The 22,764-nt window shown below is 64.3% G+C and carries 21 protein-coding genes; 14 read left to right on the forward strand and 7 right to left on the reverse strand.

The features are described 5' to 3' along the window. Window positions 1-12: 12 nt before the first annotated feature. The gene (locus ACZYYX_RS11140) at window positions 13-1,341 is read right to left on the reverse strand and encodes a UDP-glucose dehydrogenase family protein (RefSeq protein ID WP_463814453.1); all 1,329 of its coding nucleotides are present in this window, start codon (window positions 1,339-1,341) and stop codon (window positions 13-15) included. 206 nt (window positions 1,342-1,547) lie between these two features. On the opposite strand from ACZYYX_RS11140, the gene ACZYYX_RS11145 reads away from it, so the two are divergent. Beyond that, window positions 1,548-2,081: an arsenate reductase/protein-tyrosine-phosphatase family protein gene (locus ACZYYX_RS11145; protein WP_463814454.1), complete on the forward strand. Its 534-nt coding sequence runs from the start codon at window positions 1,548-1,550 to the stop codon at window positions 2,079-2,081. Between the two features lie 260 nt (window positions 2,082-2,341). Further along, window positions 2,342-3,832, forward strand: coding sequence for a sugar transferase (locus tag ACZYYX_RS11150; RefSeq protein ID WP_463814455.1), 1,491 nt, complete (start codon window positions 2,342-2,344; stop codon window positions 3,830-3,832). Window positions 3,833-3,873: 41 nt separating this feature from the next. On the opposite strand, the gene ACZYYX_RS11155 is transcribed toward ACZYYX_RS11150, so the two are convergent. After that, on the reverse strand, window positions 3,874-4,086 hold the full coding sequence (locus ACZYYX_RS11155; protein ID WP_463814456.1) for a hypothetical protein: 213 nt from the start codon (window positions 4,084-4,086) through the stop codon (window positions 3,874-3,876). A gap of 223 nt (window positions 4,087-4,309) precedes the next feature. Between ACZYYX_RS11155 and gmd the strand changes: the two genes are divergently transcribed. The 4 genes from gmd to ACZYYX_RS11175 all read left to right on the forward strand — a co-directional run bounded on the left by gmd (window position 4,310) and on the right by ACZYYX_RS11175 (window position 8,909). After that, window positions 4,310-5,365, forward strand: coding sequence for a GDP-mannose 4,6-dehydratase (gmd, locus tag ACZYYX_RS11160; protein WP_463814457.1), 1,056 nt, complete (start codon window positions 4,310-4,312; stop codon window positions 5,363-5,365). Continuing rightward, window positions 5,362-6,336: a GDP-L-fucose synthase family protein gene (locus ACZYYX_RS11165; protein ID WP_463814458.1), complete on the forward strand. Its 975-nt coding sequence runs from the start codon at window positions 5,362-5,364 to the stop codon at window positions 6,334-6,336. Before gmd ends, ACZYYX_RS11165 begins: the two co-directional genes overlap by 4 nt. Before the next feature lie 1,419 nt (window positions 6,337-7,755). Beyond that, a complete protein-coding gene (locus tag ACZYYX_RS11170; protein WP_463814460.1) occupies window positions 7,756-8,274 on the forward strand; it encodes a PH domain-containing protein in 519 nt (172 codons plus the stop codon). Between the two features lie 41 nt (window positions 8,275-8,315). After that, window positions 8,316-8,909 (forward strand): YdcF family protein, encoded by a 594-nt coding sequence (locus tag ACZYYX_RS11175; protein WP_463814461.1) that lies wholly within the window; start codon window positions 8,316-8,318, stop codon window positions 8,907-8,909. Here ACZYYX_RS11175 and ACZYYX_RS11180 read toward each other — a convergent pair. Together ACZYYX_RS11180 and ACZYYX_RS11185 are read right to left on the reverse strand one after the other, a co-directional pair. Then, a complete protein-coding gene (locus ACZYYX_RS11180) occupies window positions 8,902-9,273 on the reverse strand; it encodes a hypothetical protein (protein WP_463814462.1) in 372 nt (123 codons plus the stop codon). The genes ACZYYX_RS11175 and ACZYYX_RS11180 overlap by 8 nt on opposite strands. Next, entirely contained in the window at window positions 9,270-9,638 is a 369-nt protein-coding gene (locus ACZYYX_RS11185; RefSeq protein ID WP_463814463.1) for a chromosome condensation protein CrcB, read from the reverse strand. Before ACZYYX_RS11185 ends, ACZYYX_RS11180 begins: the two co-directional genes overlap by 4 nt. 124 nt (window positions 9,639-9,762) lie before the next feature. Here ACZYYX_RS11185 and ACZYYX_RS11190 point away from each other — a divergent pair, with 124 nt between their 5' ends. From ACZYYX_RS11190 to ACZYYX_RS11205, 4 genes are all read left to right on the forward strand, one after another. Further along, entirely contained in the window at window positions 9,763-10,482 is a 720-nt protein-coding gene (locus tag ACZYYX_RS11190; protein WP_463814464.1) for a GAF domain-containing protein, read from the forward strand. Between the two features lie 131 nt (window positions 10,483-10,613). Beyond that, the gene (locus ACZYYX_RS11195) at window positions 10,614-12,149 is read left to right on the forward strand and encodes a sugar transferase (RefSeq protein ID WP_463814465.1); all 1,536 of its coding nucleotides are present in this window, start codon (window positions 10,614-10,616) and stop codon (window positions 12,147-12,149) included. A gap of 79 nt (window positions 12,150-12,228) precedes the next feature. After that, window positions 12,229-12,882 (forward strand): undecaprenyl diphosphate synthase family protein, encoded by a 654-nt coding sequence (locus ACZYYX_RS11200; RefSeq protein ID WP_463814466.1) that lies wholly within the window; start codon window positions 12,229-12,231, stop codon window positions 12,880-12,882. Between the two features lie 2 nt (window positions 12,883-12,884). Next, window positions 12,885-14,273 (forward strand): FAD-dependent oxidoreductase, encoded by a 1,389-nt coding sequence (locus ACZYYX_RS11205; RefSeq protein ID WP_463814467.1) that lies wholly within the window; start codon window positions 12,885-12,887, stop codon window positions 14,271-14,273. A gap of 15 nt (window positions 14,274-14,288) precedes the next feature. Here the strand turns inward: ACZYYX_RS11205 and ACZYYX_RS11210 are convergent, their stop codons facing one another. Continuing rightward, complete coding sequence (locus ACZYYX_RS11210; protein WP_463814468.1) at window positions 14,289-14,903, reverse strand: GtrA family protein; 615 nt, start codon at window positions 14,901-14,903, stop codon at window positions 14,289-14,291. A gap of 85 nt (window positions 14,904-14,988) precedes the next feature. Here ACZYYX_RS11210 and ACZYYX_RS11215 point away from each other — a divergent pair, with 85 nt between their 5' ends. After that, window positions 14,989-16,188 carry a 5-(carboxyamino)imidazole ribonucleotide synthase gene (locus tag ACZYYX_RS11215; RefSeq protein WP_463814875.1) on the forward strand — a complete coding sequence of 400 codons (1,200 nt, stop codon included), beginning with the start codon at window positions 14,989-14,991 and terminating at the stop codon, window positions 16,186-16,188. Continuing rightward, window positions 16,185-16,685 (forward strand): 5-(carboxyamino)imidazole ribonucleotide mutase, encoded by a 501-nt coding sequence (gene purE, locus ACZYYX_RS11220; protein ID WP_463814469.1) that lies wholly within the window; start codon window positions 16,185-16,187, stop codon window positions 16,683-16,685. The genes ACZYYX_RS11215 and purE overlap by 4 nt, the downstream gene beginning before the upstream one ends. On the opposite strand, the gene ACZYYX_RS11225 is transcribed toward purE, so the two are convergent. After that, window positions 16,671-16,958 (reverse strand): hypothetical protein, encoded by a 288-nt coding sequence (locus ACZYYX_RS11225; RefSeq protein ID WP_463814470.1) that lies wholly within the window; start codon window positions 16,956-16,958, stop codon window positions 16,671-16,673. The two genes, purE and ACZYYX_RS11225, sit on opposite strands and share 15 nt — an antisense overlap. A 10-nt stretch (window positions 16,959-16,968) precedes the next feature. After that, on the reverse strand, window positions 16,969-19,773 hold the full coding sequence (locus tag ACZYYX_RS11230) for a helix-turn-helix transcriptional regulator (RefSeq protein ID WP_463814471.1): 2,805 nt from the start codon (window positions 19,771-19,773) through the stop codon (window positions 16,969-16,971). 606 nt (window positions 19,774-20,379) lie between these two features. On the opposite strand from ACZYYX_RS11230, the gene ACZYYX_RS11235 reads away from it, so the two are divergent. Further along, a complete protein-coding gene (locus ACZYYX_RS11235; RefSeq protein WP_463814472.1) occupies window positions 20,380-21,549 on the forward strand; it encodes an acyl-CoA dehydrogenase in 1,170 nt (389 codons plus the stop codon). Window positions 21,550-21,618: 69 nt separating this feature from the next. Then, window positions 21,619-22,743, forward strand: a complete 1,125-nt coding sequence (locus tag ACZYYX_RS11240) for a glycosyltransferase (protein WP_463814473.1) — start codon at window positions 21,619-21,621, stop codon at window positions 22,741-22,743. The last annotated feature ends 21 nt before the right edge of the window (window positions 22,744-22,764 follow it).

The following is a 22,764-nucleotide window of genomic DNA, read 5'->3' on the forward strand; positions in this document are numbered from 1 at the left end:
CAGCAATGTAGTTCACTGCCGACCCATACCGCGGTAGAGCCATCCTGCCTGACGCCACTTGGCTTGATCGAGGCAGTTGCGACCGTCGATGATCCTTCTTTGTCTCACGATCGAGTCCAAGTCCGTTGGCTCGAGGCGTCGGAACTCCTCCCACTCGGTCAACACCAAGATGACGTCGGCGCCCCCACACGCGTCGTCGACGCTGAAGGCGTAATCCAACGTGGGGAACATCTTTCGCGAATTCTCGATGGCCTGCGGGTCATACACGGACACCGAGGCTCCTTGCAGCTGGATCTGGCCGGCGATGTTCAGCGCGGGGGAGTCGCGAATATCGTCCGAATCGGGCTTGAAGGCCGCGCCGAGAACCGCAACCCGTGTGCCGATGAGTGAACCGCCGACGACTTCCCGCGTCAGCTCCACCATTCGCGTCCGTCGCCGCATGTTGATGCTGTCGACCTCGCGAAGGAACGTGAGTGCCTGATTCGCGCCCAACTCGCCGGCGCGAGCCATGAACGCCCGGATGTCTTTGGGTAGGCATCCGCCCCCGAAGCCGATACCAGCATTGAGGAAGCGTCGTCCGATGCGGGCGTCATACCCGATCGCATCGGCCAGTTCTGTCACATCGGCACCTGCTGCCTCGCACACCTCGGCCATAGCATTTATGAACGAAATCTTCGTGGCGAGAAACGCGTTCGCGGCCGTCTTCACCATTTCGGCTGTCTCGCGATCAGTGACCAGAAATGGAGTTCCTTCGGCAATACTCGCGCTGTAGACCTCGCGCGCTGCTTTTTCGGCCATGCCGCCCTGTTGTTTGTCGACTCCCAAGACGATGCGGTCGGGGTGCAGGGTGTCTTGGACCGCGAATCCCTCGCGAAGGAACTCAGGGTTCCATGCGACCTCAACCGCGGCGCCGACCGGAGCCAACTGTTGCGCCATGTCACCCAGCCGGGCGGCTGTGCCCACCGGAACTGTCGACTTGCCGAAGATGACGGCCGGGCGGTTCAGCAGCGGGGCCAGTTTCGAGATGACAGAGTCCACAAAGGCCAGGTCGGCGGCGAACTCTCCGCGCTTCTGCGGTGTCGCCACGCCGATGAAATGAATGTCGGCGAACTCGGCCGCCTCCTCGTACGACGGCGTGAACCGTAGCCGACCGTTGTCGATGTTGGCTTTGAGGACTTCGTTCAAACCGGGCTCGAAGAACGGCGCTTCCCCCGCCGCCAACCGGTCGAGCTTGGCGGTGTCGACATCCACCCCGAGGACTTCGTGGCCAAGCTCGGCCATACAGGCCGCATGCGTCGCGCCGAGATAGCCGGTCCCAAATACCGCGAGGCGACAACCCACTTAAGATTTCCCCCTAACAAAATCCGCGTCCACTCGGATCGCTCTCGCCAATCTCACCACACGTGAGCGTGGACGGACGCTCCCGCCAATCGCCGGATTGTCGTGCTCCCTCGTGATCTCCCGGGTGCTGACAATCGAGCCTGGGGCGGATACTAGTTGCGAATTCCGGCCCGGTCGCGTCGACCGCACCATAAAGCGAGGTTGTCGTGCACATTTTGTTCGTCTGTACAGGAAACATCTGTCGATCACCCACGGCGGAGCGTCTCACGACCGCCTTCGCAATTCGTGAAGATCTGCCTCGTCTGCGCGCATCCAGCGCGGGTACGCGCGCGGTCATCGGCCACCAGATGCACCGGGACGCGGCCGCGGTGTTGGAGCACCTTGGAGGTGACGCATCCGGCTTTGCCGCGCGCCAACTCACCCCGAAAGTGGTTGCTGGGGTCGATCTCGTCCTCACGATGTCCAGAACACATCGCGATGCCGTCCTCGAGCTCGCGCCTCGCCTGTTCCGCCGCACCTTCACGCTGACGGAGGCTTCCTGCCTGATATCGGAGGCTGGCGCCCAAGACCTCGAAGGCCTCGCTCGGCTTCGCCCCCAGGTGTCCACCGCGGCCGCAGCGGACGTTCCCGATCCGATCGGCGGAGATATCGAGGTCTTCGAACGGGTCGGCGGTCTGATCTCGGACAACCTCGCGCCCATCCTTGAGGTGTGTGGGCGTGCCGCCGGTGAAGTCCACTGAGCGCCTTAAGAAAAGTCTGCCGGACTGGTGCTCTTCCGGCGGGAAAGAGCCCGGTCGGACCGCCCTGAGAGATTGATGCCGAGGGAACTCCAGATGAACACAAACCGACGCGCAGAGGAAAAGTTACGCGTTCGTGAATAGCCCCTGATCAGGCAGAGTGGTATGGGTTCGTTGCTGAGCGAACCTGCCGTTTACCTTGAGAATCTCGTCGGCGGTGAGCTAAAGTTCCAGCCCAAGGGGGCGAACGTGGGGGAGAGTTCATGACGGCGGTCAATGATCGGCTGGAAGTCGCAGCAAACATAGTTCCGATACCGGCCAAGGTGCCGGCGTGGCAGCGTGGATATTCGCGGCGCTTGGCGGCCATAGACCTCGCGGCGATCGTCGCATCAGTCGGCCTAGCTCAGTGGCTTCGCTTCGGTGGTTTAAACGAGTCGATGAGTACGTACCGGTACATCGACTACACGATGGTCTCAGTTGCCATCGCGGTGACGTGGATGGCGTCCTTGACCATCAATCACTCTCGGTCTCCGCGAGTCATCGGATCGGGCGCGGAAGAGTACCGGCGGGTGTGGCTGGGCACCTTGGCCGTATTTGGTGGCGTCGCGATCGTGTCGATGCTGTTCAAGCTCGAAATTGCGCGCGGATATCTGATGACGGCACTGCCTGTCGGCATCCTCCTTCTCGTGTTCGGGCGATGGGTGGCGCGTCAGGTTGTCATCCGCGTTCGCTCGAAGCACGGCCGTTGCATCACCCGGGTCCTCGTTGTGGGCAGCCCCTCAGCGGTGCGTGACCTGACGTCTTCACTGGCGCGTGAACCGCGGTCGGAGTATCAGGTCGTTGGTGCCTGCATCCCTGGGCCGGTCGCACGCTCGACGGTCGAAGTCCCAGGCGTGGGGAAGATTCCGACCTTGGGAGACGAATCAGACGTCGTTGCCGCGGTAACGACGACCAACAGTCATGCGGTTGCAGTCACTGCTACCGAGCGTCTCAATGGTCGTGGGATTCGCGATCTGTCGTGGGAACTCGAGAAGCTCGACATCGACCTTCTCGTGGCTCCTGGCGTGGTTGACATCGCCGGCCCGCGGCTGCAGATGCGCCCAGTCGCTGGGCTGCCACTGATACATGTGGAGAAGCCGCAGTACCACGGGGCAAAGCGGTTCCAGAAGCGACTCTTCGACGTCACCTTTTCGAGCGCGGTTCTGCTATTGGGGTTGCCTGTGCTGATAGCGGTGGCGCTCGCCGTCAAACTGACCAGCAAGGGTCCGGTGTTCTACCGTCAAGAACGCATTGGACTGGACGGCCGCCCGTTCCAGATGGTCAAGTTCCGCACCATGGTCGACGGGGCGGACTCAATGGTCGAAAAGCTGTCGTCCCTCAACGAGTGCGAGGGCGGGGTGTTGTTCAAGATTCGGCAGGATCCGCGAGTGACTCGCGTCGGTCGAATTCTGCGCAAGTACAGCATCGACGAGCTGCCCCAGTTCATCAACGTGCTCAAGCAGGACATGAGTGTGGTCGGCCCTCGTCCTCCTCTAGCCACCGAGGTGAAGACTTACGACGATCATGCCAAACGGCGGCTTCTCGTTCGCCCGGGCATCACCGGCCTGTGGCAGGTCAGCGGGCGGTCGGATTTGTCCTGGGAAGACTCGGTCCGGCTAGATCTCTTCTACGTCGAGAACTGGTCGATGATTTCGGATCTGATCATCGCGATGAAGACCGTCAAGGCGATGATTGGGCACTCAGGCGCTTACTGACCTCCCGCCGTGGGCGGGAGATACGTTTAGATAAGCGGAGGTCAGTGCGAGCAGGCGCTGGAGAATTCGAAGTCGCTCATCGCAGCGGGAACGATGGAATCCCCTGTTCCAGATGCCAGCAGATGACCGGTTTGCGCGGCATGTACGCCCGCGTCCACTACCGCCGATGCCCGCATCCAGCGGCGTCGCCCGTTCCATCCGCAGCCGCAATGTGCGGAGCGGCCCATTCGACCACTCGCCAGGAAGATCTCCATGCCAATGAAACTACGACGGAAAGTTGAAGGCCAGCGGTGATGAGTTTGAACATCTGCTGAACGGCCGTCGCACAACGGAGTCCGCGTGGTCGGAGCCGTTGTGAATTGATCTCGCATCAGTGTGCGTAGGTAATCAATGGTGGACCTGAACGAGCAGGTGTCCGCCGGTACGCTCTTTAATACGGTTGAGCTGCGTGCTTGACGACGGAGAAAGGGGAGACTAGTGACGAAACGCGCACTGATCACCGGGATTACTGGTCAGGACGGTTCGTACCTCGCCGAGCTCCTGTTGAGCAAGGGCTACGAAGTCCACGGATTGATCCGTCGGGCGTCGACGTTCAACACGTCTCGAATCGACCACCTCTATGTTGACCCACACTCGCCCGATGCCCGACTCTTCCTTCACTACGGTGACCTGAGCGACGGTGCTCGTCTGGTGACGCTGTTGGCGGACATCGATCCGGCTGAGGTCTACAACCTCGCTGCGCAGTCTCACGTCAGAGTGTCCTTCGACGAACCTGAACACACCGCTGATACGACGGGCACGGGGACGATCCGGATGCTCGAGGCTGTCCGGCTTTCGGGTATCAAAACCCGCTTCTATCAAGCGTCTTCCTCCGAGCTCTATGGCGCCACACCTCCTCCGCAGAACGAGGACACACCGTTCTATCCGCGATCGCCCTACGCGGTCGCCAAGCTCTACAGCTTCTGGATCACCAAGAACTACCGGGAGGCCTACGGCATGTTCGCCGTGAACGGAATCCTGTTCAATCATGAATCGCCACGGCGCGGCGAGACTTTCGTGACTCGCAAGATCACCCGGGCCGTGGCGGCGATCAAGGCCGGACTGCAGGACCACCTGTACATGGGCAATCTCGATGCGATCAGAGATTGGGGATACGCACCCGAATATGTCGAAGGTATGTGGCGAATGCTCCAAGCCGACGAGCCCGACGACTATGTACTTGCCACCGGCATGGGAATCTCGGTCCGGGAGTTCCTGGAGATGGCTTTTGAGCATGCGGGCCTGAATTGGGAAGATCACGTCCGATTCGACGAGCGCTATCTGCGCCCCACGGAAGTAGACGCTTTGATCGGCGATCCCTCTCGGGCAGCTAAGAAACTCGACTGGGTCCCGACGGTCAACGGCCGCGAGCTCGCGCACCTCATGGTCGACGCCGATGTCGAGGCGCTTAAGCATGCCGGCCGCCCGTGGATCGACAAGGTTCAGTTGGAATCCTGGATCACCCCCACCAACCAGCAAGCGCGAAAGCTGTGACATCGGACGTGCAGTATTCGCCACGTGAGCTCGACCGAGACGCAACCTTTTACGTTGCAGGGCACCGCGGCCTTGTAGGGTCGGCGATCGTGCGCCGGCTTGAGGCTGCAGGGTTCGGGAACATCATCGGCAAGGGGTCGGCCGAGTTGGACCTGAAGGACCGCGAGAACGTCTTCACGTACTTTCGCGAAGTAAGACCGACATACGTCGTGTTGGCCGCCGCGAAGGTGGGTGGCATTCTGGCCAACAGCACCTATCCGGTGGATTTTCTCAGCGACAACCTCCGCATCCAGGTCAACGTGCTCGACGCGGCGCGGGACGTGGATGTCGAACGCGTGCTATTCCTCGGATCGTCCTGTATCTACCCGAAGTTCGCCGATCAGCCGATTAGCGAAGACTCCCTGCTCACCGGCGCGCTGGAGCCGACTAACGACGCATACGCCATTGCAAAGATCTCCGGCATTCTCCATGTCCAGGCCACTCGCAGACAGTACGGATTGCCATGGATCTCGGCGATGCCAACTAATCTCTACGGGCCCAACGACAACTTCTCGAAGACTGGTTCGCACGTCCTTCCTGCTCTGATCAGACGCTACGACGAGGCCGTCACAACGGGTGCCGGCACAGTGACGAACTGGGGGACCGGATCCCCTCGCCGCGAGTTCCTGCATGCCGACGACATGGCGGACGCTTGCCTGCACCTGCTCGAGCACTACGACGGGCCGCAGCACGTCAACGTGGGCAGTGGCAGCGATGTGACTATTCGCGAAATCGCGGAAACCATCGCGACTGTCGTGGGCTTTGACGGTGAAACCAACTGGGACACAACAAAACCTGACGGAACACCACAGAAGTTGCTGGACGTGTCCAGGCTCGCCGCCGCGGGTTGGACGGCAAGAATCGGATTGCACGAAGGGCTCGAACGAACCGTCGCGTGGTACCGAAGCCACATCAGCGATCTTCGCGTCTAGGTCCGCGCGATCTAGCCTGACTGCGGGCCACTCCGTCTTACGTGAATTCCAACGTCGAGGCTGAATTGTTAGATGAAAGGGCTTTGCAGCCCATTGATTCCGCTGGTAGAGACGTTCCTGTGGGAATTAAATGTGGGTCCGGTACCCGAATCATGCCGCCAAGCAATCGTCGTCTACGCGGGAAATGTTAAATCCCACTACGGAACTGTCCTCACGTACGAGCGCGAACCAGGGAACGCTGACCCGATGGCCGGGTGGAACAGAAAGTTCGCGCCGATAGAGAAAGCGGAGCTCGGTGAGAACGGTTGCGGTAGTGGGGTCGATGAATCTCTCAAGACGCCTGTTGGCACGTTTCCCCTGACCAGAGCAATCGGCACCGATCCGTGGACCAATACCAATACAGGAATGCCCCACCAGCAAACAGACAAAACCTGGCACTAGGACGAGGACCATGCTTATTGGATCCAATTTGCGGCCAAGGCGAAAGAACCGAATTCAAGTTGCCTTTCCGGTCGAACGTCGATCCGCCACAGGTTACGTGGCCAGATGGATCTAGAAGGAAACGCCAATCAGAGCGGCTGATCGAGCCGGAGTATCAACTAGCAGTTTTGGTTGATCACAATCCGACCCGCCGCGCCGGTTGGGGCTGCGCAGTGTTTTTGCACTGCAAGAACTCACAGAGCCCGTTGACGTGGGGGTGTATCGCCGTTGAGCACTCCGAGATGAAGCGCATCTTGGGCTGGTTGAACGGCACCAGCAACCCTTACCTGACGGTGTGTGCGGGGGTGTCGATACCTTCCTGACTGCGGGCTCGCTCAAGCACAGCAGCAGGGCCGCCCGTCCACCTATCCCAGCACCGGTTAGTTCAATTGGGTGACACTGTTGCGAGGCATCGCGCCGTCGCACGAGGCATTGTCGCAATGCGAATACGGGTAAACATCACCCGTAAGCTGTTGCGTCACAACGTCTCTGACGGCTGCGAGGTAGCGCTGCGCCGTACCGCCGCACACAGGACAGCGGGTTTCTCTGTCTTGCGGAACTTCCCCCATTGGCAAATGCTATCTGCTGTCGCCGTCACTCGCAGGTGTTCTGGCGTCGGCTGAATCTGCGTGGTGGATCGTCAGCGGGCGAGCCAGCGGGCTAGGAGCCGATCCATCCATGACCGCGGTTCGGAGTTGCGTTGGTATCGAGGGCACTCGCACTTCGAGCAGTCAGTCCCTGCGCGGTAGTGCTCATGGGCAGAACCGTCGTGGCCGCACCTGCACATTTCCCCCGACATCGACTTGAACATACGCCTCTGTGTCCTTGCGGTCAGCAAATACTGAGAACTTCCTGAGCGTGTCGCCACTCGTGCCTTTTCGGCCGGGCGAAGCGCGCCATTGACCCGCCAAAACACCCTTCACTGAGTACAGTCCTCCCGTGGGCTATCCGGAGAACGTGCTGGCCAGAGACGAACAGGTCGTCCTGCATCGCCATCCGCACTGGGGGCGTCTCCTCATGCCGGCGCTCGTCCTCGTTCTGGCGAGTGCCGCCGCAGCGTTCATTGCCGGCTACGTCAATTCCCTTACATGGGAGCCGAGTGCCAAGAGGATCGTCTTCCTCGTCATCGCGGCCGTCTGGCTCATCCTCATCGGCTGGCTCTCGGTGTGGCCCTTCCTCAATTGGTGGACCACCCACTTCGTCATCACCGACCGCCGCGTCATGTACCGCCATGGCCTGATCACCCGCTCCGGGATCGACATCCCGCTGGCTCGCATCAACAGCGTCGAATTCCGGCACGGTCTTCTTGATCGCATCCTGCGTACCGGCACACTCATCATCGAGTCCGCGTCCCAGGATCCCTTGGAGTTCCAGGACATCCCGCAGGTCGAGCGCGTTCACTCGCTGCTTTATCACGAGGTGTTCGACACGCTCGGCTCGGAGGAATCCCCGAGCTGAGCCAGACTGCACGTCGGGCGCCCCTGCAATACCGTGCACTCATGGGGGAGAGGCGACGCTCCGGCGTGCGAGCTGGACCGTTGCCGGCCGCCGTCTACGCCCTGATCGCGGTGCTCTTCCTCAACGGAGTCACCGGCACTCTCTTCTTTGCCCATGCCCGCCCTGACCCTCTCGCCAAAGCCGACGCCATCGTCGTCCTCGGCGGCGAACACGACGGTCGCGAAGCCTACGGACTGAAACTCGCCCAGCAGGGTTACGCGCCCACCGTGCTGATGTCCGATCCTTATGGACCCCGCGACCCCGTGATGAAGCGCTATTGCCGGAGCGATTCCGACGTCGAGGTCATCTGCCGGCCGCCCGTACCCGGCACGACCCGCGGTGAGGCGCTGATGACCCGCACCCTCGCCGAGCAGCGCGGCTGGCGTTCGGTGATCGTCATCAGCTGGCGCTACCACCTGCCCCGCGCCCGGCGGATCTTCGACACCTGCTTCGCGGCGCCCGGCCGCTCCGTGATCATGCGCGATGTGCCCCGCACCTACCCGTTCTCGGTCGCGCAGTGGCAGTACACGTTCCTCTATCAGTACGGCGGCTTCGTCAAGGCCGAAGTCCAGGGCTCCTGCAATTCGCCTACGTGAGCTTGCGGTACAGCGTTGCGCCACCACGCACCGAGAGATAACCCAGGAGAGCGAACGTCACCCCGACTGCGCAGTACATCGCCACCTTCTTGCCGGCCGACACCGTGCTGCGCACCGGTACGTCCCCACCCACCCACATCGGTGACGCCAGCGCGAAGGCGACCATACTCGCCGCCGAACCCAGCACGCCGTACCCCAGCGCTGCCGTCACCTTCGACGAAACATGTTGTGCCGACATCATTCCCGCCAGGCCGCACACCACTGCCGTCGCCGTCACCAACCGCGCGGACGACGGCCGGCGCAGCAGCAGCGCCCCGATCGTCGATCCCACGGCGCCGCCGAGCGCGACCAGCGCCCACGTCATCGCGCCGCCACCCGTGCGGCCAGCAACCCGCACAGCAGACCGGCCAGTGCGGCGGCCGGCACACCGATCAGAAATGCGATCGAGAGTCTCGGCGGCTGGCTGATGGTCAGCACCGACCATGCGCTGAGACTCGCTGCGCTGGCACATATTCCAAACAGCCCGGCCCGCACCGTCGACATCGTCCCGCTCGCGACGATGAATCCCGCCACCGCGAATGCGAGTGCCGCAGTCACGGTCGTCGACACCCACAGTTGCTTCGGCAGCGGCCACGCCGTCGCCGTCGCGTACCGCACCAGCGCACCGGCGGTGCCGCCCACAGCAAGGGCGACCACATGACAGCGGTCGGAGGCATGGCGGCCGGGCATGCGTCCCAGGCTATGCGGCGGGAAGAACATCGTTGCGGTGAGCGAATGTGACGTTGCCATGGCGTGCTGGCAGCTTTCAGGTGCTTCGGCATCCGCTGACGCCGATGTCAGATACCGTTGTATGGTGACCGGCTCCCTGAAGCGTTTTGACGAGTGGCTGAACCGAGAGCTCGAGCAGTGTGCGCGGGATGCCGGTGAAGACGTCAACACCTACGTTGCCCGCGCCGTGGCGTCGAAAATGGTGGCCGATCGGCGTCTGGCTGACGGCCAGGCCGTCGAGCAGATCATGGAGCACCTCTCTGAATCGGGTGTGTTCGCCGGTACCGATATGCCGAGCGTGTCCACGGTGATCGCCGACCCTGATCGCTTGCGGGCGCTCTACGCCACCGGGCTGCTGGATTCGCCGCCCGAGGAGCTCTACGACCGGATCACCCGGGCGGCGGCCGATGCGCTGGATGCTCCGCACGCGTTGGTGTCGTTGGTGGACGTCGACCGGCAATTTTTCAAGAGCGCCGCCGGGATGGATCTCTCCACGCCGGAGGAACGACAAACGCCACTGGAGCGCTCAATGTGCCAGTACGCCGTGGCAAATGGCCAAGCGCTGGTGCTCGAAGATGCCCGGCTCGACCCGGTGTTCAAGAACCATCCCGCCGTGCAAGACGGCACCGTCGTCGCCTACCTCGGCATCCCACTGATGGATCACGATGGCAATTCCATCGGCACGCTGTGTGTTTATGACGACAAGCCGCGCCTGTGGGGCACCGGCCACGTGCAGGTGCTCAGCGACCTGGCCGGCATCGCTTCGGAACGTATCTTCGGGCCGGGCAACGGCCACTCGTACTGAGCTCAGTTATCCCAGACGCCACTGTGGGCTGTTAGGCGGCGGCAAATGCCATTGCTTGATGGCAAATAGACTGCGCGCGGCTCTCAGCACACATACAGTGAGACTCTCAGGAGGCGTTTCGGGGGTCCCTCATGCAGTTCGGCACGAAACAGGCGATACAGACGCCAAGCGCTCGTCCGACGACCCCTCTGCTGCGCGCCGTCCCCCCGCCTCTGGTTGTCGCCAAACCCACTGTGCGGCAGCGTGTCCTCGAGTACCTGCGCAATGAGGGCGGGCATGTAGCACTCACCGTGTCCCTGGACGTGTGGGCCGCGTTTTGGGCGGTCCAGCTGGCGCATTGGGCGCTTGACCGCAACGATGCGCTGGGCGTCTTGCCGTATACGTGGCTGTTCATTCCGTTCATGGTCGTGCTCATGGCCGGTAGGTCGCTTTACAAACGCAAGCTCGGTGATCGGTTCCTCGACGAGTTCGAACCGGTCGAAACGTCGGTCGCCGTGGCGGCGCTTCTGGCACTCGCGATCATCATGTACGCCGTGCCGGCCTTCACGCCCGGCACAGTGGTTCCCGAGTACATCCGCCCTAGCGACGTGATGGTGCACATCTGGATGTACGCCGCCGTACTGGTTCCGGCAGTCCGCTTCTCTCGATCCCTGGCGCAGCGCTATCTCAGGCGCAAGTACCGCTTTGGCAAGAAGACGATCATCGTCGGCGCGGGGCCCATCGCCCACCAACTGATCACGCGGATGCGGCAGGTGCCCGACTACGGCCTGCGTCCCGTGGGCATCATCGACGATTCACGCCCGGCGAACATCGAGGCCGAGGGCGTGCCCTACTTGGGCACCACCGACAATCTCGAGCGCGCCGTCGTCCAGACGGGTGCGGAGAAGCTGATCATCGCTCACTCGGCGGTGCCCGACGAGAGACTCGCGGCGCTGGCCCAGCGCGCGCACCACCTGGGGATGAAGGTCCGGGTGGTGCCTCGCATGATGGACGTCGTCGGCGTCGGAGCCAGCATCGAGCACATGGGCGGCATTCCGTTGATGACGCTCTCGCACGCCGACCCGACCGGGTGGCAGTTCGCCGTCAAGCACGCGCTGGACCGCTCGCTCGCCGCGATCGGCTTGGTCCTGATCTCGCCGGTGTTCCTGACGCTCGTGCTCCTCGTCCGGCTCAGCTCACCCGGGCCGATCTTCTTCGGGCAGGATCGAATTGGCCGTGACGGCAAGGTGTTCCAGTGCCTGAAGTTCCGCAGCATGCGCCCCGCAGACCCCACGGCCGCAGCGTTCACCGTCAAGGACGGGGCGGCCCCCGGTGGTGTCGAGGGCGAGGACAGGCGCACCTGGATCGGCAAGATCATGCGCAAGACCTCCATGGACGAACTCCCGCAACTGCTCAACGTGGTCAAGGGCGAGATGAGCCTGGTGGGTCCGCGTCCCGAACGCCCCGAATTCGTCGAGCTGTTCGAGATGCAGATCCGCCGCTACGGCGATCGGCACCGCGTCAAGGCCGGCATGACCGGCTGGGCGCAGGTGCACGGTCTGCGTGGACAGACCTCCATCGCCGACCGCGCCGAATTCGACAACTTCTACATCGAGAACTGGTCGATCCTGCTCGACATGAAGATCCTGGTGCTGACTGTGCTCGCCGTGCTCAAGAGTGCCGAATAGTGTTTCCGCCATTCGAATTCGCAACGGCACGTTCTGTATTAGTCTTTGCTGGGGGAGAGAAGCAAAGGTTGGGGGAGGTGTGGAACACGGGCCGAACCACGTCGGACTGATACCCGATGGGTTGCGACGTTGGGCCAAGGCTCACGGAACCACGCTGGCCGATGCTTACCTACGCGGGGCGCATCAGGTCGTCGACATCCTGCAGAGCCTGCAGAGTCACGGCGTTCAGACCGTCACCGTCTACAACCTCAGCCGAGCGAACCTCGGGCGCACCGACGAGGAACTGGACGCGGTGTATCAGGCGTCGCTGCAGTTTCTCACCACGCTGATCCCGGCGGCATTCGACGCGAACACCTGCAGCCTGCGCCTGCACGGGGACCGAAAAGCGTTGCCCGACAACTATGTCGCTGCCGCCCACGATCTCGAGGTCGCGATGACCGGCACCGAGTTCCGCATCAACCTGCTCGCCGCCTACGACGCGTACGACGAACTGCGTGACGCGCAGCAGCGCGCCCAGCAGACCGGTAGCGACATCGCCTCGTGCTTCGAGATCGGCGACGTCGACCTCGTCATCCGCACCACCGCCGAACCGTTACTGAGCGGATTCCTGCCGCTGCAAAGCCAATACGCGCAGCTCTACTTCCTCACCACACCGCTCAACGATCTGACGATGGACCACGTCAGCGAGCTCATCGCGCGCTATCGCGGCGTCCCGCAACTGCGGGGGCGCTGACCATGACGCGACACCCCTTGATCATCGGCGCCGGACCGGCCGGTCTGTCCGCCGGACTGGAACTCCTGCGGCGGGGCGTCACGCCGACGATCCTGGAATCCTCCGGCGGCGTGGGCGGATTGGCCCGCACCCACACCGACGGGGACTGGCGCATCGATCCCGGTGGGCACCGCTTCTTCACCCGCAGCGAGGAAGTGTCGGAGATCTGGCGCTCCCTGCTCCCGGAAGACCAGTGGTTGGTGGTGCCCCGCAGCTCGGCCATGCTGGTGCACGACCGCTTCGTGCGCTACCCGCTGATGGGGCGCGACCTCCTCCGGCAACTCAGCCTCCGCGACGGCGTGTACGGGGCCGGCAGTTACGCCTGGGCCCGGCTCCGCCGCCAGGCGCAGATCGAGCCGCGGCAGACAAGTTTCAAAGAGTGGGGCCGGATGGAGTTCGGCCGCCGCTGGTACGAGCTGTTCTTCGACGGTTACGTTCGCAAGACCTGGCTCGCCGACCCCGAGAACATCGCCAGCGACTGGGCCAATCAGCGCATCAAGCCGATCGGGTGGCGGCTCTCGTCCCACGAGAAGACCGCCGATCAGGACGTCTTCCGCTACCCCCGCCACGGACCCGGACAGGTGTGGGACGCCGCCGCGGATCAACTACGTGCCGGCGGAGCCGACCTGCGCCTCAACGCGATGGTCACGCGCGCCACGTACCGGCGGGGAATCTGGACGTTGACGACGGACCGCGGCGACGTCGTCACCGGGGACGCCCTGTTCTCCAGCATGCCGCTGCGCACCCTCGTGAACGCGCTCCGGCCGGCTCCACCGGAATACATCCAGACCGTGGCGTCGAACCTGCGGCACCGGTCCCTGATCACCGTGGCGGTCGCGCTGTCACGGAACTACGACATTCCCTACAACTGGGTGTACACCCCCGGCCCCAACTTCCACGCCGGCCGTATCCAGAACTACCGACGCTGGTCGCAGGATCTGGTCCCGAAAGGCTGGAACGGCACGTTCCTCGGGTTCGAGTACTTCCTGCTGCCCGACCAGGATCTGTGGCTCGCCGACGCCCACAGCCTCAGCACCATCGTGGAGCACGACCTGGCACAGCTCGGCTTCGCCAAACCGGAGATCGAGAAGGTGATGATCACCCGGTCCAAGTTCGCCTACCCCATCCACGACCCGGTCCGCGACCGCAGCGTGGTGCGCATTCGCGACTATCTGCGCGAGTACTACCCGACGCTGCACCCCGTCGGGCGCAACGGCATGCACCACTACGACAACCAGGACCACGCGATGCTCAGCGCGATCCGCAGCGTGGGCAAAAGCTTCGGGGAGAACGTCGACCCCTGGCAGGTCAACACGGACCTGAGCTACCACGAGCAGGGGCTGCGCCGTTGAGAAGCCGCTGAGAAGCTACCGGCGGAACGACCGAGTAGGCCTGACCGTCGCCTTTGTGGCGTGCCGCAGCTCGTACTCGTCTTCCAGTGCCTCGGCGATACCGCCGCCGGTCAGCGTCGACTCCAGTGCCTTCTCCGGGTTGCGCGCGAACTCGTCGGGGAAGACGAAGCGGCGGAACGCCCAGAAACGGAACGCCATCTGCAGCAGGTTCCCGATGACGTAGGCGGACACGAAGTCGGCGATGTTCTCGGTGAACAGCGAGACCATCGGCACCCGCAGCATCAACACGTAGCTCGAGAACCACAGCGGGGCCATGCTCAGCACCACGCCCACGGCGCTGACCCCGAAGAACAGCAGCGCCTCATGGTGCTTCTCGCGACCACCGCGGTCGCGGAAGCTCCACTCCCGATTGAGGATGTAGGAGGCGATCACCGCGACGATGCCGGCGATGATCTTCGCCGTCACCGGCTTGGGCTCGAGAATGGTCAGCTTGAGCGTGAAGAAGATCGCGGAGTCGATGACGAACGTCGTCGCACCGACGATGGCGAACTTGATCAGCTCGTGGTGCCGCTCGGCGTAGGGACGGAGCGGCCCGGGGAGACGCTTGATCGTCGCATCGGCAAAGGACACAAGGAGCGAGTCTACGTAACCATCCCGCCAAACACCCAAGCGCAAGGTAACCGCAGGTCAACGATGTGGTCTACGTCATGACACGATAGATGCCGTGCCACGAACCGCTACGTCACGTCCCGTCGTCGCCATGGTCGGCGGCGGACAACTCGCCCGGATGACCCATCAGGCGGCTATCGCGCTCGGTCAGACCCTGAGGGTGCTCGCGATCCGCGACGACGAGTCCGCCGCCCAGGTGACACCCGACGTCCTCCTCGGTCACCACACCGACTACGACGCGCTCCGCCGGGTCGCCGAGGGCGCGACCGCCCTCACGTTCGACCACGAGCACGTGCCGACAGAACTGCTGGAGAAGCTCGTCGCCGACGGTGTCGCCGTCTACCCGCCGCCCGAGGCGCTGGTGCACGCCCAGGACAAGCTGGTGATGCGCCGGCGGCTGTCGGAGCTCGGCGCGCCCGTGCCGCGCTTCGCCGAGGTGACCTCCGCTGACGATGCCGAGGCCTTCGCGATGGAGGTCGGCGGGCCGGTGGTCATCAAGACCGTGCGCGGCGGCTACGACGGCCGCGGCGTGATCATGGCCGACTCACCCGACGATGCCCGCGAGATCGTCGGCCGCTACCTGGCCGACGGAGTGCCCGTCATGGTCGAGGAGAAGGTGGCCATGCGCCGCGAACTCGCGGCCCTGGTGGCCCGCTCTCCGTTCGGGCAGGGGGCGGCATGGCCGGTGGTCGAGACCGTGCAGGAGGACGGCATCTGCGTGACCGTGATCGCACCGGCCCCGTCTCTCGGGGATTTGGGTTCTGCAGCAACCGAATTGGCGCTGGGGCTGGCCTCCTCGCTCGGGGTGGTGGGGGTGCTGGCCGTCGAGCTGTTCGAGACTCTGGACGGTGAGCTGCTGGTCAACGAGCTCGCGATGCGGCCCCACAACTCCGGGCACTGGACCATGGACGGCGCCCGCACCTCCCAGTTCGAGCAGCACATCCGCGCGGTGCTGGACTACCCGCTCGGTGACACCACGCCGCTGACGCCCTACACGGTGATGGGGAATGTGATCGGAGCGCCGGTGCTGCCGGAGATGTCGATGGACGAACGCGTGCACCACCTGTTCGCGCGGATGCCCGAGGCGAAGGTGCACCTCTACGGCAAGGACGAGCGGCCCGGTCGCAAGATCGGGCACGTCAACATCGTCGGCGAGGACTGGGAGTCCCTGCGAGAGCGCGCAGAGCGGGCGGCACACTGGCTCTCGCACGCCGAATGGACCGACGGATGGGACCCCCACGCATGACGCCACGTGTCGGCTTGATCATGGGCAGCGACAGCGACTGGCCGGTGATGTCGGACGCCGCCGACGCGCTCGCCGAGTTCGAGGTGCCGTTCGAAGTCGGCGTCGTCTCCGCCCACCGCACGCCCGCTCGGATGCTGACCTACGCCCAGGAGGCCGCCGGGCGCGGCATCGAGGTGATCATCGCCGGCGCCGGCGGCGCGGCACACCTGCCGGGCATGGTCGCCTCGGCCACGCCGCTGCCGGTGATCGGGGTGCCGGTGCCGCTGGCGCGGCTCGACGGCATGGACTCCCTGCTGTCGATCGTGCAGATGCCCGCCGGTGTCCCGGTGGCGACGGTGTCGATCGGCGGGGCACGCAACGCCGGGCTGTTGGCCGTGCGCATCCTCGGCGCCTCCGATCCGACACTGCGCGAACGCATGTCGGCGTTCCAGGCCGGGCTCGAGAAGATGGTGCTGGAGAAGGACGAGGCGCTGCGGCGAAAGCTATTGGGGGAGTAGGCGGGCCTGCACGCCCTCGATGACGCGGTCGACCGGCCAGCCCGCCAGACGGCAGGCCAGCGTCACCGCCGTCGCGGAATCCGCCGCGAACACGCCGTAGAGAACCTCCTCGGCCGCGGCAGCGATCACAGCGAGGAGGTCGACGGCGCGTCCGTCGGCCCGCATCTGCGCGCACACCGCCTCGAGCGCCGCCACGATCCCGTCGACATCCGACGGGACCGGCTGATACCACTCGGTGAGAAAGCACGGTCGCGATGCGCCCAGACTGGCCACACAGACGACGCTATCGACCGTCCGCCGTCTGTGAATCAGGGTTTTCCCTGCCGTCTTGCAGTCGCCTGTGTAGTTGGGCGCGGGACCGGATACCGAGCTTCCGGTAGACCTTGCTCAGGTTCATCTCCACGGTCTTCGGCGACAGGAACAACTCCGTCGCGATCTCCTTGTTCGACAGGCCCGCGGCGGCATGCTGTGCGACGCGCGTCTCGGCCGGCGTGAGCACCGACGTGGTTTCCCTGGCCCCGGTGAGCCGCCTCAGCTCGGCTTCGGCCCGGCGCTGCCACAGCTGCGCACCGAGGTCCTCGAAGGTGCGCAGCGCTTCTTCCACCGTCGTGGCGGCCGCCTGCCGGCGGCGCTGCCGCCGCTGCAGCTGGCCCAGAACCAATTGCGTGCGGGCCTTCTCCAGCGGCATCGGCAACCGCTCATGGAACGTCAGCGCGGTGATCGCCTCCTCCTCGGCGCGCTCGAGATCGCCCCGAACCGCGTGGATCAGCGCACGACCGCGGGCCGCCGACGCGAGCATCCACGCTCGATCGGTCCGGGTTCCGTTGTCCCAGAGAATGTCTGCGAGCTTCTCGGCCTCGTCGACGCGCTGCACCGCGGTCAATGCCTCGATAGCTTCCGGCATCCAACTGGCAACCAGGATCTCGGTCCCGCACGTGGGATCGAAGTCGTTCAGCAGAGGTTCGCACGCGGCGAGCGCGGCAGCGTAGTCACCGAGCGAGACCTCCAGGTGCGCGAGGCAGGCGCGCGGGGTGACCGTCAGCCCGATTCCTCCAGTGCGCTCAGCCAACTCGGTTGCCGCGCGCGCCAACGTCCTGGTCACCTCGACATCGCCGGTGTGTGCGGCGACGACGGCCCGGGCGGTCAACGAGAAGTGCTGCGCGTGATGGCCGCCGATCTGCTCTGCCCGCACGGCGATCTCGGCAGCTGCCTGCCCAGCGGCGCGATAGTCCCCGGCCCACACATTCGCCATCGTGGTGTGCTGGTTCACCCAGATCGCATCCAGCTCACTTCCGCGCTCGAGACAGATGGCGCGCAGTTCGGCGAACTGCGATGTCGCCGCGTCGAGCTTGCCGGTCCACGAGTTGATCACGGCAGCAACGGCATCGGCGCGCATGTTCACGAATGGCGCTCCGTTGTCGCCTTGCAGGGCAATTGCCTCGTCGAGTGCTGTGGCGTCGAGGCCACTGCCGTACATGAAGGACAGCATCACCCACACCGAGCGTGCCTGACTCTTGGCGGCAGCCTCGCCGATCCCGTCGGCGCACTCCACCGCCTGGCGCGCACACTCGACACCCTCGTGGGGCCGGCCGGCGACTGCGAATGCGGAGCTGAGCAGCATCAGGCCCTGCAGCCGCAGGCTCGGCACATCCGCTGCTTCGGCGACACCCGCCGACAGGCCCTCGACCGCAGCGGTGAACGTCCCGTCGTATCCGTTTATCGCTCCCCGGAGCATCCTCACCGAACCCCGGATCACGCCCGGGGCCAGATCGGCGTCCGCCTTCTCGGCGTGCCGACGTGCCGCGTCGATCGCACCCGCCTCGAAGTGATACCGCGCGGCGAGCAGGCGACGAATTGGAGTATCGCCGCCGAGAGTGATTGCCAATTCCAGCAATTCGGCCGCCGTGGCCGGCGCGCCCTGGCCCCGGGCGACTGACGACGCCACGTCGAGTGCCGTCAGGGTGGTCTCGTCACCGCTCGTGGCCGCCGAGGCCAGATGCCGGGCCTTCAGTTCGGGGGGATCGACCACCTCGGCGAGGCGGCGGTGCATTTCCCGTCGTCGGCCGGGTTCCGCCGCGGCGTACACCCCACTGGACAGCAGAGGATGGGCGAAGCGGATCGACTGTCCGGTGAGCACCACGATGCGTGCCGCACCGTCACGTTCGATCAGATCGATCACCTGATCCGGGCGCCGTCCGACGGCTCGTGCGACCACATCCACCGTCGGCAAAGGCGTACTCGCCACCGCCAGCAGCACCTCCGCGGCGTCGGGACCGATGTGCTTGATCCGCTGCTCGACCAGTGCGGCAAGGGATTCGGGCAAGCGGCGATCGATCGGCACGCCGTCATCGACCGCGCGCGCCAATTCCAATGCGTAGAAGGGGTTTCCACCGGAGATGTCGTGAATCCTGCGCATGACGGGGCGAGGTGGCACCCGACCGAAATGAGATGCCAGAAGCGTATGTAACCCGCCGAGTGTCAACGGAGACATCGTCATCCGGCGCACCGCGCCCGGAATCCCGAGCTCCAGCCAAGGCAGCATGTCGAGTGCGTCGCGCTCGCCGGTGCGCGCGGTGACGAGCACGCCGAACGGCTGAGTCACCCGTCGCAATGCGTAACGAACGGCGGTGGCGCTGGACGCGTCGAGCCACTGGAGGTCGTCGATGATCACCAGCAGGGGGGTGCTGGCCGCGAGGTGCTGCAACACCGAGTGCAGTGCGGCGCCGGCTGCGCGTTCGTCGGCCGCGGGAAGTCCGTGACCGCGCAGGAGGACCCGGTTCAATGCGTCCCGTTGCACACCGGCAAGCCGGTCGATCACCGCCTCGTCGACGTCGGTCAGGAGGTCTGCCAACCCGGCGAAACCCAGCGTGACCTCGCTCGGACTGCCTCGGGTGAGCAGGACCCGGAACCCCCGCGCCGTTGCGGTGTCGCTCGCCTCCAGCGTGAGCGTCGTCTTCCCGATGCCGGCTTCGCCGTCGACGACCAGCCCGACCGGACCAGATGCGGCGGCGTTCAACAGGGCATCGAGCGCCTGGGCTTCCGCCTCACGAAAGACCGCGCGCGGACTTTCGACGTCGTGGCCCGGCATTGTTCTCCCCTGAATGGTCACGGTGGTGAACCAACAATAGGCCGCGTGCACAAGCCATCCGGGATAGCAATCGGAGGCATATTCGCCGTGTGCGGGAGCTACTGGGGAAGTGCTTGGTCAGAGCCTTTAATGCTGCAAATCGGGATTTGCTGACGGGGGCGTCAGTGGGGGAAGCATTGTTTTGCTTAGCAAACTCGCCGAGGCGCGCTCGGCGGCGCTGATTTTGAGCGAGGGATACTGTTGTGTGATGTTGGTCACACACTGCGCTGGAGGGTCTGGATCAGGATGCGCGGAGCACGACGATCGGTTCGGCGCTCTGCACAGGAGCAGCGACCTGGATGTGACCCGTCTGCGCCGCGTGCATGCCAGCGTCAACGACAGCAGAAGCGCGCAGAACATGGGGGGTGCCGTTCCACCCGCATTCGCAGTGAGCGGTACGTCGGAAAGCGGGACCGTCGATGAAGACCTGCATGTTTCGGAGAGTAGCCAGGCAAGTTGTGAATTAACCACGTCTAGTGCTGAGGTTCGGCTGAGAGCGCGGGCATGCGGACTTCGCGCCGACGCGCGGGCACGGTAAAGTTACCGGCGAGTAGCAAGGAGATGATGATGGCTGGTTGGGGCGGAAATCCCTCGTTCGATCTTTTCCAGTTGCCCGAGGAGCACCAAGAGCTCCGCGAGGCGATCCGCGCGCTAGCGGAAAAGGAGATCGCTCCGTACGCGGCGGACGTCGACGAGAACTCGCGGTTCCCGCAGGAGGCACTCGACGCGCTGGTGTCCAACGGCTTCAATGCCGTGCACGTGCCCGAGGAGTACGACGGGCAGGGCGCCGACTCGGTGGCGGCGTGCATCGTCATCGAAGAAGTCGCCCGGGTCGACGCCTCGGCGTCGCTGATCCCGGCCGTCAACAAGCTCGGCACCATGGGGCTGATCCTTCGCGGCTCCGACGAGCTGAAGAAGAAGGTGCTGCCGTCGATCGCCTCCGGTGAGGCGATGGCGTCCTACGCGCTATCCGAGCGCGAGGCCGGCAGCGACGCCGCCGCGATGCGCACCCGCGCCAAGGCCGACGGCGACGACTGGATCCTCAACGGCACCAAATGCTGGATCACCAACGGCGGCAAGTCCTCCTGGTACACCGTCATGGCCGTCACCGATCCCGACAAGGGCGCCAACGGCATCTCGGCGTTCATGGTCCACATCGACGACGAGGGCTTCACGATCGGACCCAAGGAGCGCAAGCTCGGCATCAAGGGCTCACCGACCACCGAGCTGTACTTCGAGAACTGCCGGATTCCGGGCGACCGCATCATCGGCGACCCCGGCACCGGCTTCAAGACCGCCCTGGCCACGCTGGACCACACCCGCCCGACCATCGGTGCGCAGGCCGTGGGCATTGCCCAGGGGGCGCTCGACGCGGCGATCGAATACACCAAGGATCGCAAGCAGTTCGGCAAGAGCATCTCGGACTTCCAGGCGGTGCAGTTCATGCTCGCCGACATGGCGATGAAGGTCGAGGCCGCACGGCTGATGGTCTACAGCGCGGCCGCTCGGGCCGAGCGTGGCGAGGGCAACCTCGGCTTCATCTCCGCGGCCTCGAAGTGCCTGGCCTCCGATGTCGCCATGGAGGTCACCACCGACGCCGTGCAGCTGTTCGGCGGCGCTGGTTACACCATCGACTTCCCCGTCGAGCGCATGATGCGTGACGCCAAGATCACGCAGATCTACGAGGGCACCAACCAGATCCAGCGCGTCGTGATGAGTCGCGCGCTGCTGAAGTAGAGGCCTCGCACTGGCGGTTGATTCTCAACAGCGAGTGCGAGGAGCACCGGGGCGATACGCTCAGAATTCGTGAGCACCGCGACGTTCCTTCTGTCGAAGGATCCGCTTGTAGATCAGGGCGGTGACATCGAATTGTCGCGACTCGTCATGCGATTGGCCGCGGATTCGTTCGACGTGTCGGCTATTTGCCTGTCCGCCTCGGCAGGGGTCGTGAACGCTGAACTCGCGCCCGGAGGCGTTCGGCTCACGCGAATCGCGAAGCCCCCTGTCAGGGCATGGCAGCTCCTGCCCAGTGCTATTCGGTTGCGTCGCAGTCTTGTGCATGTCCGTTTCGACGTGGATGCGCTGGTCTCGGCTATTGAAGCGGCCGAGGCAGATATTTTCGTTGCCGAGCACAACTACATGGGTGAGAGTTTCGTCCGGTCGGCGCGGTATGAAGCCAGGCGATTCGTCGTGAATACGGTCAACACCGAATCCCAGGTCTGGCGAGCGACCCGTGGTGCGCTTGGCAAGGTCGAGGCGCCGCGACTGGTGCGTGATGAGCTTCGGATAGCGCGGGCAGCCGATGCTGTGGGAACTTATGACGCCGACGAAGCCGAATGGTATCGGCGGCAAGGTGTCTCGCGTGCGCGGTGGATTGATCTCACCATGGAACCCGTCGACCGCCTTGAGCTGTCGGGAGCACGACGTCTGGTCTTTCTCGGAACGCGCGAGTGGCCGCCGAACCACGAGGCCTTCCTCGAGGCTCTTCGTCTGTGGCCGCGTATCACCGCGGGAATCCCTGACGCCGAACTCCTCATCATCGGAGCGAAGAAGAAGGGTGCGCGCGACTACGCGCTACCCGACGGGGTCCGCGATCTGGGATTTGTGGATGATCTACGAGCCGTCCTATCGACTTGCAGTTCGCTCATCGCCCCGGTGCGCACTGGCGGTGGCGTCAGGGTGAAAATTCTCGACGCGGCACGCATGGGACTTCCGGTGGTCGCGACGTCCGCTGCAGTGGGTTCACTGGGCAAGTTGCTCGGGCTGAGGGCCTTCGATGATGATGACTCGTTCGTCGACGAGTGTCGGCGGCGCCTTCTCGATCCGCTCGTCTCGACCGCTGCAGGCAACGAACTCTACGAGCGGAATGCCGAGCATTGGCGACAGCGACGTCCACATCAAGCCGTCGCGAATCTTCTTGCCGGAACATGATGTCCGATCGGCGAACGCCGA

The organism is Mycobacterium sp. IDUB_1 (assembly GCF_055419625.1).